Consider the following 10,195-nt stretch of genomic DNA (forward strand, 5'->3'; position numbering starts at 1 on the left):
CAGGGTCATGAACAGGGCCGCGGAGGAGGTGAGGCCGCGGATTATCTAGCGCGACGTCTCAGGCCAGCGCCGGGCCGCTCCCAAGCGGCCTGAGCACCCTCACGGAGGGTGGCAGCGGTACGCCGCAGCCGGGTGCCCACGTTTCATGCCAGCGACAGCCCTTGCGTGGCCTGTTTCAACAGCCCGCGCACGGTGTCCAAGTCCGCACCCACGTGCCGGTCGATGCGACGGATGAACGGGCAGGTCAGCACTGCCAGCGCGTGGCCGTGCGAGTCCAGGATGGGCATGGACAGGTCTGTCACGCCAAACGCCTGCTGGCTCTCGCCCTGCCAGTGGCCTTGCTCGCGCACGCGCGCCAGGATGGCCTGCAGTTCGGTGGCGCCCACCGGCACCTCGCCGTCCAGCGCCACGTGTTCGGCCAGCATCAGAGCGCGCCGGGTTTCGGGCTGGAAGGCCAGCAGCACGTGGCCGGAGCCCGTGTCCGCCAGGCTCACGCGCACGCCCAGGCGGATCGACAAGCCCCAGGCGCTGGGCCCGTTGACCTGCGCGACCACGGTGATGTTGCCGCGGTCGTAGATGCCCAGGTGGCAGGACTGCTCGGCCGCCTTGGCAAACGCATCCATGGCCGGCAGCGCGCGCGTCACCAGCCGTTCGATGGGCGGGTGACGGTGGCCCAGCACGAACAGCTTCAGGCTCAGGGCGTAGCGGTCCCCCTCCTGCGAGCGCGTCACGTAATGGCGCACCACCAGCCGCTCCAGCATGCGGTAGATCTCGCTGGGACTGCGGCCCATGGCCTTGACGATCTCGGCGCGGGTCATGCCCTGCGGCTGCTCGGCCAGCAGTTCGAGGATGTCCAGGCCCTTGTCCAGGGCCGGTGCGCGGTAACGGTCGTTGGGTGCGTCGCTGGTCGGCTCGTTGTCGGGTTCGGTCATGGCGGCGGCGGGTAAGGGGCGCAACAGGAAGGATGGACGAGGCTCCGCTCGCGTCGGCCTGCGCTGACCATACCGGACGGCAGCGCTCAGTCGGCCCTTCGGGTCCTCAGGGTAAGCACCAGAGGCGCAAGCAGAATCGGATCACTACAGTCATTCTCCAGTAAACGAAGTGTTCATACATGAACTTTTGAGGCGCCCATGAGACTGCAAGGCAAAACCATCCTGATCACCGCTGCGGGGCAAGGCATCGGCCGCGCCAGCGCGCTGGCCTGCGCCGCCGAAGGCGCGCGCGTGATCGCCACCGACATCAACGGCGCGCTGCTCGAATCACTGGCCGCCGAGGGTGCCGGCATCGACACGCGTTTGCTGGACGTGCGGGACAGCGCTGCCATTGCTGCGCTGGCGGCTTCGCTGCCGCCACTGGACGGCCTGTTCAATTGCGCCGGCTTCGTGCACCACGGCACTGTGCTGGACTGCGACGAAGCCGCCTGGGACTTCAGCTTCGACCTGAACGTCAAGGGCGCCTACCGGCTGATCCGCGCCTTCCTGCCCGGCATGCTGGAGAAGATGAAGCAGGACGGCAGCTTCGGCAGCGTCATCAACATGGCGTCCATCGCGTCCTCGGTCAAGGGCCTGCCGAACCGCTTTGTCTACGGCGCGACCAAGGCCGCGGTGATCGGCATGAGCAAGGCCATCGCGGCGGACTACGCCAAGGTGGGACTGCGCTGCAATGCACTGTGCCCCGGCACCGTGGACACGCCCTCGCTGCGTGGCCGCATTGCGGGCGCGGCAGACCCGGTGCAGGCCGAGAAGGACTTCATCGCCCGCCAGCCGCTGGGCCGGCTGGCCACGGTCGAAGACATCGCGCCGCAGGTGGTCTACCTGCTCAGCGACGAGTCGTGCTTCGTCACCGGCCAGGCCGTGATGGTGGACGGCGGCATTTCGATCTGAGCTTCGTGCCTGCTGTATGAATCGAACAGACGCGCACCAGCACTTCTGGCGCCCCGCTCGCGGCGACTACGGCTGGCTGCAAGGCGACGAGCCGGCGCTGGCGCCGCTGCGGCGCGACTTCCTGCCCGAGGAATTGCAGCCGCTGATGCAGGCCGCTGGCGTGCAGAAGACGGTGCTGGTGCAGGCGGCCGACAGCGTGGCCGAGACCGAATGGCTGCTGGAACTGGCCTCGCAGCATGACTTCATCGCCGGCGTGGTTGGCTGGGTGGACCTGAGCCGCGCGGACGCGGTGCAGACGCTGACGCGCCTGGCCTTGCACCCGAAGTTCAAGGGCGTGCGGCCGATGCTGCAGGACCTGCCCGATGCGAACTGGATCTGCCGCGCGCCGCGGCCCGAGGCCATCGAGGCGCTGGTTTCGTTTGGCCTGTGTTTCGACGTGCTGGTGCAGCCGGTTCAACTGCCGTTTGTGCTGCAGTTCCTGCGCGACTGGCCGGCGCTGCCTGCGGTGATGGATCATGCCGCCAAGCCGCCGCTGGCCGAAGGCTGGCACGCGGGCTGGGTGGCGCCTTGGCGCCGGCTGATGGGCGAGGCCTCGCAGCTGCCGAATGTCAGCTGTAAGTTCTCTGGCCTGTTGACCCAGTTGCCGGCGACCGAGCGTGGCTCGGTCGCCGACGCCGTCACCGCGCTGCGCCCGCTCTGGCACGAGTTGCTGACCCTGTTCGGGCCGGAGCGCCTGATGTGGGGCAGCGACTGGCCGGTGCTGACGCTGGCTGGCTCGCATGCGGAATGGGTGGCCGTCAGCGAAGCGCTGATCGGCGAGCTGTCGCCCGAAGCGCAGGCGGACGTGTGGACCCGCAATGCGCAGCGCTTCTACGGCCTGTGAAGGTGTTGACATGACCCCGCTCGTCGAGATTCGCAACCTGTCGAAGTCCTTTGCCGGCGTGCGTGCGCTGCAGGACATCCAGTTCGAGCTGCTGCCCGGCGAGGTGCATGCGCTGATGGGTGAAAACGGCGCCGGCAAGTCCACGCTGATGAAGGTGCTGGCGGGCGTCTATCCGCGCGATGGTGGCGAGATCCTGGTCGACGGCCGTGCGGTCGAGATCGACAGCCCGCGCGCCGCGCAGGCGCTGGGCATCGGCATCGTGCATCAGGAACTGAACCTGATGAACCACCTCAGCGCCGCGCAGAACATCTTCATCGGCCGCGAGCCGCATGGACGCTTCGGCTGGCTGGACGAGGCCGCGCTGAACGCCAAGGCCGAGCAGCTGTTCCAGCGCCTGAACCTGAAGCTGGACCCGCGCACGCCCGTGGGCGAGCTGACGGTGGCGCGCCAGCAGATGGTGGAGATCGCCAAGGCGCTGTCCTTCGACTCGCGCGTGCTGATCATGGACGAGCCCACCGCGGCACTGAACAACCAGGAAGTGGCGGACCTGTTTCGCATCATCCGGCAACTGCAGGCCGAAGGCGTGGGCATCGTCTACATCTCGCACAAGATGGACGAGCTGCAGCAGATCGCCGACCGCGTCACCGTGATGCGCGACGGCCTGTACATCGCCACCGCGCCCATGGCCACGACCAGCGTGGACAGCATCATCGGCATGATGGTCGGCCGCCAGCTCGATGCCTTCACCAAGCACCTGCCCGACACCACGCGCAACGAAGTGCTGCTCCAGGTGCGCGGCCTGAACCGCGGCCGCGCGGTGCGCGATGTGTCCTTCGAGCTGCGCGCCGGCGAGATCCTCGGCTTCGCCGGCCTGATGGGCGCCGGCCGCACCGAAGTCGCGCGTGCGATCTTCGGGGCCGACCCGCTGGACTCGGGCAAGATCCGCGTGCGCGGCAAGCCGGTCACGATCCGCTCGCCGCAACAGGCGGTGGCGCTGGGCATTGGCTACCTGTCCGAGGACCGCAAGCACTTCGGCCTGGCGACCGGGCTGGACGTGGAGACCAACATCGCGCTGGCCTCCATGGGCCAGTTCACGTCGGCCGCCGGCTGGGTGAACCAGGCCGCGCTGCGCCAGACGGCCGAGCAGCATGTGCGCCAGCTGGGCATCAAGACGCCTTCGGTCGAGCAGCCGGTGCGGCTGCTGTCGGGCGGCAACCAGCAGAAGATCGTCATTGCCAAATGGCTGCAGCGCGACTGCGACATCCTGTTCTTCGACGAGCCCACGCGCGGCATCGACGTGGGCGCCAAGGCCGAGATCTACAAGCTGCTGAACCAGCTTGCCGCGCAGGGCAAGGCCATCGTCGTGATCTCTTCCGAACTGCCCGAGGTGCTGCGCCTGGCGCACCGCGTGCTGGTGATGTGCGAAGGCCGCATCACCGGCGAACTCTCGGCCGGGCAGGCCACCCAGGCCAGCATCATGCAGCTGGCCACGCGGCGTGAAGCCGCCCCCGCCTGAGGGCGCAACGAACACCGACTGCCATGCCACCCATCACCACTTCTCCCTTGCCGGCGGCCGAAGCCGCCGTGCCGCGCCGCCGCGTCTGGCTGCGCCCCGCTGCGCGCCAGAAGCTGCTGGCCTTTGCCAGCCTGCTGGCGCTGATGGTGTTCTTCAGCTTCGCCTCCGGCAGCTTCCTGCAGGTCGACAACATGGTCAGCATCCTGCAGGCCACGGCGGTCAACGGCGTGCTGGCGATTGCCTGCACCTTTGTCATCATCACCTCGGGCATCGACCTGTCGGTCGGCACGCTGATGACCTTCTGCGCGGTGATGGCCGGGGTGTTCCTGACCTACCTCGGCCTGCCGTTGCCGGTCGGCGTGGCTGCGGCGCTGTTCTTCGGCGCGCTGAGCGGCTTCGGCTCGGGCCTGTTGATCGCCAAGCTGAAGATCCCGCCTTTCATCGCCACGCTGGGCATGATGATGCTGCTCAAGGGCCTGTCGCTGGTGATCTCCGGCACCAAGCCGATTTACTTCAACGACACGCCAGGCTTCTCGGCCATTTCGCAGGACTCGCTGATCGGCGACCTGATCCCCGCGCTGCCGATCCCCAACGCGGTGCTGATCCTGTTCATCGTCGCCATCGTCGCCAGCCTGATCCTGAACAAGACCATGCTGGGCCGCTACACCTTCGCGCTGGGCAGCAACGAAGAAGCGGTGCGGCTTTCGGGCGTGAATGTCGACTTCTGGAAGATCGTCGTCTATTCGCTCAGCGGCGCGATCTGCGGCGTGGCTGGACTCTTGATCGCCTCGCGGCTGAACTCGGCGCAGCCGGCGCTGGGCCAGGGCTACGAGCTAGACGCGATAGCCGCGGTCGTCATCGGCGGCACCTCGCTGTCCGGCGGCACCGGCACCATCCTCGGCACCATCATCGGCGCTTTCATCATGAGCGTGCTGACCAACGGCCTGCGCATCATGAACGTGGCGCAGGAATGGCAGACGGTGGTGACCGGCGTGATCATCATCCTCGCGGTCTATACCGACATCCTGCGGCGCCGCACGCGCTGAGCTGCCTCTTTTCCCGTTCCCGTTCGCTTCGATTCCTACAACGACAGGAGACACCACCATGATGAAGAAAACCGTTTCGCAACTCGCCTTGGCCGTGGCCGCCACTTTCGCGCTCGCGGGTGCCGCCAGCGCGCAAGAGGTCTACATCCCGCTGATCTCCAAAGGCTTCCAGCACCAGTTCTGGCAGGCGGTGAAGAGCGGCGCCGAGCAGGCCGGCAAGGACTACAAGGTCAAGATCAGCTTCGAGGGCCCCGAGTCCGAAGCGATGGTGGACAAGCAGATCGACATGCTCTCCGCCGCGCTGGCCAAGAAGCCGGCCGCCATCGGCTTTGCCGCGCTGGACAGCCAGGCCGCGCTGCCGCTGTTGAAGAAGGCCCAGGCCGCGAAGATCCCGGTCATCGCTTTCGACTCCGGCGTGGCCGGCGACATCCCGGTCACCACCGCCAGCACCGACAACAAGGCCGCCGCCTCGCTGGCCGCCGACAAGATGGCCGAGCTGATCGGCAAGGCCGGTGAAGTGGCCGTCGTCGCCCACGACCAGACCAGCCGCACGGGGGTGGACCGGCGCGACGGCTTCGTGGACCGCATCAAGTCCACCTATCCGAACATCAAGGTCGTCAGCGTGCAGTACGGCGGCGGCGATCACCTGAAGTCCACCGAGATCGCGAAGTCCATCCTGCAGGCCTACCCGAACCTGAAGGGCATCTTCGGCACCAACGAAGGCTCGGCCATCGGCGTGGCCAACGGTGTGCGCGAGATGAAGCGCAAGGTCGTGATCGTCGGCTACGACTCGGGCAAGCAGCAGAAGGACGCGATCCGCGACGGCCTGATCGCCGGCTCGATCACGCAGAACCCGGTGGGCATTGGCTACAAGACCGTGGAAGCGGCCGTCAAGGCGCTGAAGGGCGAGAAGCTGCCCAAGGTCATCGACACCGGCTTCTACTGGTACGACAAGACCAACCTCAACGACCCGAAGATCGCCGCGGTGCTCTACGACTGATCTTCGCCTTGCACACGACGCTGTCGTCACTCTCACTCACCGATAAAAGAGGAATCTGAATGAAACTGCTGCGCTACGGCCCCCTGGGCCAGGAAAAACCGGGCCTGCTGGATGCCGATGGGCGCGTGCGGGATCTTTCCGCCGTGGTGGCCGACATTGCCGGCGATGTGCTCACGCCCGCCGGTCTGGACAAGCTGGCCAGCCTGGACATCGCCTCGCTGCCGCTCGTGCCAGGCACGCCGCAGCGGGACCTGCGGCTGGGCGCCTGCGTCGGCAAGGTCGGCAAGTTCATCTGCATCGGGCTGAACTACGCGGACCACGCGGCCGAGTCCGGCGCGAAGGTGCCGGACGAGCCGGTGGTGTTCAACAAGTGGACCAGCGCCATCGTCGGCCCGAACGACGACGTGGAAATCCCGCGCGGCAGCTCGCGCACCGACTGGGAGGTCGAACTCGGCGTGGTGATTGGCAAGGGCGGCCGCTACATCGCCGAGGCCGATGCCATGTCGCACGTGGCCGGCTACTGCGTGGTCAACGACGTCTCCGAGCGCGAGGTGCAGCTGGAGCGCGGCGGCGGCCAGTGGGACAAGGGCAAGGGCCACGACACTTTCGGCCCCATCGGCCCGTGGCTGGTGACTGCAGACGAAGTGCCGGACCCACAGCAGCTCGCGATGTGGCTGGAGGTCGACGGCCGCCGCTTCCAGAACGGCAACACCAGCACCATGGTGTTCGGCGTGAAGAAGCTGGTCAGCTACCTCAGCCAGTTCATGAGCCTGCAGCCGGGCGACATCATCTCCACCGGCACGCCGCCGGGCGTGGGCCTGGGCCAGAAGCCGGTGCCCATCTACCTGAAGGCTGGCCAGACCATGCGCCTGGGCATCCAGGGCCTGGGCGAGCAGCAGCAGCGCACGGTACAGGCCTGAACGCCCGGAACACGCCATGACCACCATTCGTTCCATGCGCGTGCTCGACGTGCGCTTCCCCACGTCCGAGCACCTGGACGGCTCCGACGCGATGAACCCGGACCCGGACTATTCCGCGGCCTACGTGGTGCTGGAGACCGACCAGCCGGGCCTTGAAGGCCACGGCCTGACCTTCACCATCGGCCGCGGCAACGAGATCTGCTGCGCCGCGATCCGCGCGATGGAACACCTGGTCGTCGGCCTGGACCTGGCCTGGATCGCCGAGGACATGGGCCGCTTCTGGCGCCATGTCACGTCCGACAGCCAGCTGCGCTGGATCGGCCCGGACAAGGGTGCCATCCACCTGGCCACCGGCGCGGTGGTGAATGCTGTGTGGGATCTGTGGGCCAAGGCCGAGGGCAAGCCGGTGTGGCAGCTGGTGTCCGACATGACGCCGGAGCAGATCGTCAAGCTGATCGACTTTCGCTACATCACCGACTGCATCACACCCGACGAAGCGCTGGCGCTGTTGCGCGAGCGTGGCGAAGGCAAGGCCGCGCGCCGCGCCGAGCTGCTGGCCAACGGCTACCCCTGCTACACCACCTCGGCCGGCTGGCTGGGCTATGACGACGCGAAGCTGCGCCGCCTGGCGCAGGAGGCGGTGGACGCCGGCTTCTCGCACATCAAGCTGAAGGTGGGCCGTGACAGGGCCGACGACATCCGCCGCGTGCGCATTGCCCGCGAGGTGCTGGGCCCGGACCGCAAGCTGATGATCGATGCCAACCAGGTCTGGGAGGTGGACCAGGCCATCGATTGGCTGCAGGACCTGGCCTTTGCCAAGCCCTGGTTCATCGAGGAGCCGACCAGCCCGGACGACATCGAGGGTCACCGCCGCATCCGCGAAGCGGTGAAGGATTCGATGCAGGTCGCCACCGGCGAGATGTGCCAGAACCGCATCATGTTCAAGCAGCTGATCATGCGCGGCGCGATCGACGTGGTGCAGATCGACGCCTGCCGGCTCGGTGGCCTGAACGAGGTGCTGGCCGTGATGCTGATGGCCGCCAAGCACGGCCTGAAGGTCTGCCCGCATGCCGGCGGCGTGGGCCTGTGCGAGTACGTGCAGCACCTGTCGATGATCGACTACCTGTGCATTGCTGGCACCAAGGAAGGCCGGGTGATCGAGTTCGTGGACCACCTGCACGAGCATTTCGTGGACCCCTGCGTGATCCGCGGCGCGGCCTACCTGCCGCCCACGCGGCCGGGCTATTCGATCGAGATGAAGCCCGAGTCGCTGGCGCACTACACCTTCAAAGGCTGAACATGGACTTGCACCTGCAGGACAAGGTCGTCATCGTCACCGGTGGCGGTGCCGGCATCGGCGGCGCCATCAGCCTGGCGCTGGCCCGCGAAGGCGCAGTGCCGGTGATCTTCGGCCGCAGCCCGCTGTTGCCGGAGTTCGCCGCGCAGCTGGACACGCTGTGCCCACGCCATGCGTTCTTCCAGCTCGAACTGGAGGACGACACCGCCTGCGCCGGTGCGGTCGCCGACACGCTGAGCCGCTTCGGCGGCATCGACGCGCTGGTCAACAACGCCGGCGCCAACGATGGCGTGGGCCTGGATGCTGGCCGCGTGGCCTTCATGCGCTCGCTCGAAGCCAACCTCGTGCACTGCTACGTGATGGCGCACTTGTGCGTCGAGTCCATCAAGCAGCGCCGCGGGTCCATCGTCAACATCTCGTCCAAGACTGCGCTCACCGGCCAGGGCGGCACCAGCGGCTACGTGGCCGCGAAGGCCGCGCAGCTCGGCCTTACCCGCGAATGGGCTGCAGCGCTCGCGCCGTTTGGCGTGCGCGTCAACGCCGTGCTGCCGGCCGAGGTCATGACGCCGCTCTACCAGCGCTGGCTGCAAACCCTGCCCAACCCGGAAGACGCGCTGCAGAACATCACCGCCCGCATCCCGCTGGGCCACCGCATGACGACCGACCAGGAAATCGCCGACATGGTCGTCTTCCTGCTGTCCGACCGCTCGTCCCACACCACTGGCCAGTGGCTGCACCCGGACGGCGGCTACGTGCACCTGGACCGCGCCCTGGGGAAGATGTGATGCGCCACTGCCTGCTGCTGGACCTGAAAGACGACCCGGCCCTGATCGCCGAGTACGAAGCCCACCACCGCCGCATCTGGCCCGAGGTTGCGGCGCACCTGCACGAGCAAGGCGTGCTGTCCATGGAGATCTACCGCCTCGGCACCCGGCTGTGCATGGTCATGGAAACCGACGACGCGGTCTACAACCCCGAGCGCATGGCCCAGGCCCAGGCCGAAGACCCGAAGCTGCGCGAATGGGAAGACCTGATGTGGCGCTTCCAGGCGTCCACGCCGTGGACGCCGGCGGGTGAGAAGTGGGTGCCGGCGGCGCGCATCTTCGATTGGCGCGCCAAGGTCTGACGAATCACGCCACGGCTTCGTCCGGCGCATCCGCCAGCAGGAAGTCCCGCAGCAACCTCGCGCTCGGCCCGATGCGCCGGCTGTGCACCAGGAAAATCTCCAGCGACGCGGTTTCCACTTCGGGCAGCACGCGCACCAGTTCGCCTGACGCGAGCAGCGGTGCGGCGTCGTAGGCCGGCAGGCGGGCGATGCCTTCGCCGGCCAGCACGAAGGCCAGGCGGGAGGCGGCGCTGTCGGTGACGATGTCGCCTTGCACGGGGATTTCGATGGTCTTCCCGTCGTGGCGGGCCGAGAGCGTGCGCTGTGATGGCGGGTACACCACCCAGCGCTGTTGCGCCAGCGAAGCCACCGTGGCGGGCGTGCCGTGGCGGCGCAGGTAGGCGGGTGAGGCGCACAGCATCGTCGGCTCCTTGACCAGGCGGCGGGCCACCAGGTCCGAGTCCGCCAGCGGGCCGGCGCGCACGGCCAGCTCGATGCCGGCCTGCACCAGGTCCACGTTGCTGTCGTTCATCGCCACGTGCAGG

11 protein-coding genes are annotated in these 10,195 nt (G+C 67.6%); 9 read left to right on the plus strand and 2 right to left on the minus strand.

Features of this window, described 5'->3' with window-relative positions; genetic code table 11:
• Positions 1–143: 143 nt before the first annotated feature.
• Positions 144–932, minus strand: coding sequence for an IclR family transcriptional regulator (locus FKP22_RS11250; RefSeq protein ID WP_141287586.1), 789 nt, complete (start codon positions 930–932; stop codon positions 144–146).
• 198 nt (positions 933–1,130) lie between these two features.
• On the opposite strand from FKP22_RS11250, the gene FKP22_RS11255 reads away from it, so the two are divergent.
• From FKP22_RS11255 to FKP22_RS11295, 9 genes are read left to right on the plus strand one after another with little or no spacing between them, the layout of a single operon-like run.
• On the plus strand, positions 1,131–1,883 hold the full coding sequence (locus FKP22_RS11255; protein ID WP_141287587.1) for an SDR family oxidoreductase: 753 nt from the start codon (positions 1,131–1,133) through the stop codon (positions 1,881–1,883).
• 16 nt (positions 1,884–1,899) lie between these two features.
• Entirely contained in the window at positions 1,900–2,766 is an 867-nt protein-coding gene (locus FKP22_RS11260) for an amidohydrolase family protein (protein WP_141287588.1), read from the plus strand.
• A gap of 10 nt (positions 2,767–2,776) precedes the next feature.
• Positions 2,777–4,282 (plus strand): sugar ABC transporter ATP-binding protein, encoded by a 1,506-nt coding sequence (locus tag FKP22_RS11265; RefSeq protein WP_141287589.1) that lies wholly within the window; start codon positions 2,777–2,779, stop codon positions 4,280–4,282.
• 23 nt (positions 4,283–4,305) lie between these two features.
• Positions 4,306–5,328, plus strand: coding sequence for an ABC transporter permease (locus FKP22_RS11270; protein WP_141287590.1), 1,023 nt, complete (start codon positions 4,306–4,308; stop codon positions 5,326–5,328).
• Positions 5,329–5,386: 58 nt separating this feature from the next.
• Positions 5,387–6,328, plus strand: a complete 942-nt coding sequence (locus tag FKP22_RS11275; RefSeq protein WP_141287591.1) for an ABC transporter substrate-binding protein — start codon at positions 5,387–5,389, stop codon at positions 6,326–6,328.
• 59 nt (positions 6,329–6,387) lie between these two features.
• The gene (locus tag FKP22_RS11280) at positions 6,388–7,248 is read left to right on the plus strand and encodes an ureidoglycolate lyase (RefSeq protein WP_141287592.1); all 861 of its coding nucleotides are present in this window, start codon (positions 6,388–6,390) and stop codon (positions 7,246–7,248) included.
• Between the two features lie 16 nt (positions 7,249–7,264).
• Positions 7,265–8,545: an L-fuconate dehydratase gene (locus FKP22_RS11285; protein ID WP_141287593.1), complete on the plus strand. Its 1,281-nt coding sequence runs from the start codon at positions 7,265–7,267 to the stop codon at positions 8,543–8,545.
• Positions 8,546–8,547: 2 nt separating this feature from the next.
• Entirely contained in the window at positions 8,548–9,330 is a 783-nt protein-coding gene (locus FKP22_RS11290; protein ID WP_141287594.1) for an L-fucose dehydrogenase, read from the plus strand.
• Positions 9,330–9,671: an L-rhamnose mutarotase gene (locus tag FKP22_RS11295; RefSeq protein ID WP_141287595.1), complete on the plus strand. Its 342-nt coding sequence runs from the start codon at positions 9,330–9,332 to the stop codon at positions 9,669–9,671. Before FKP22_RS11290 ends, FKP22_RS11295 begins: the two co-directional genes overlap by 1 nt.
• A 4-nt stretch (positions 9,672–9,675) precedes the next feature.
• Here the strand turns inward: FKP22_RS11295 and FKP22_RS11300 are convergent.
• Positions 9,676–10,195: substrate binding domain-containing protein (locus FKP22_RS11300; RefSeq protein WP_141287596.1), on the minus strand; the 520-nt coding region annotated here is incomplete at its 5' end.

It is taken from the genome of Ideonella azotifigens, from assembly GCF_006519715.1.
GTDB classification, from domain to species: domain Bacteria; phylum Pseudomonadota; class Gammaproteobacteria; order Burkholderiales; family Burkholderiaceae_C; genus Ideonella; species Ideonella azotifigens.

What these genes read in the sequence shown, in the direction of transcription:
- FKP22_RS11250 (WP_141287586.1), bottom strand. Translation starts at nt 932, where the DNA reads ATGACCGAACCCGACAACGAGCCGACCAGCGACGCACCCAACGACCGT.
- FKP22_RS11255 (WP_141287587.1), top strand. Translation starts at nt 1,131, where the DNA reads ATGAGACTGCAAGGCAAAACCATCCTGATCACCGCTGCGGGGCAAGGC.
- FKP22_RS11260 (WP_141287588.1), top strand. Translation starts at nt 1,900, where the DNA reads ATGAATCGAACAGACGCGCACCAGCACTTCTGGCGCCCCGCTCGCGGC.
- FKP22_RS11265 (WP_141287589.1), top strand. Translation starts at nt 2,777, where the DNA reads ATGACCCCGCTCGTCGAGATTCGCAACCTGTCGAAGTCCTTTGCCGGC.
- FKP22_RS11270 (WP_141287590.1), top strand. Translation starts at nt 4,306, where the DNA reads ATGCCACCCATCACCACTTCTCCCTTGCCGGCGGCCGAAGCCGCCGTG.
- FKP22_RS11275 (WP_141287591.1), top strand. Translation starts at nt 5,387, where the DNA reads ATGATGAAGAAAACCGTTTCGCAACTCGCCTTGGCCGTGGCCGCCACT.
- FKP22_RS11280 (WP_141287592.1), top strand. Translation starts at nt 6,388, where the DNA reads ATGAAACTGCTGCGCTACGGCCCCCTGGGCCAGGAAAAACCGGGCCTG.
- FKP22_RS11285 (WP_141287593.1), top strand. Translation starts at nt 7,265, where the DNA reads ATGACCACCATTCGTTCCATGCGCGTGCTCGACGTGCGCTTCCCCACG.
- FKP22_RS11290 (WP_141287594.1), top strand. Translation starts at nt 8,548, where the DNA reads ATGGACTTGCACCTGCAGGACAAGGTCGTCATCGTCACCGGTGGCGGT.
- FKP22_RS11295 (WP_141287595.1), top strand. Translation starts at nt 9,330, where the DNA reads ATGCGCCACTGCCTGCTGCTGGACCTGAAAGACGACCCGGCCCTGATC.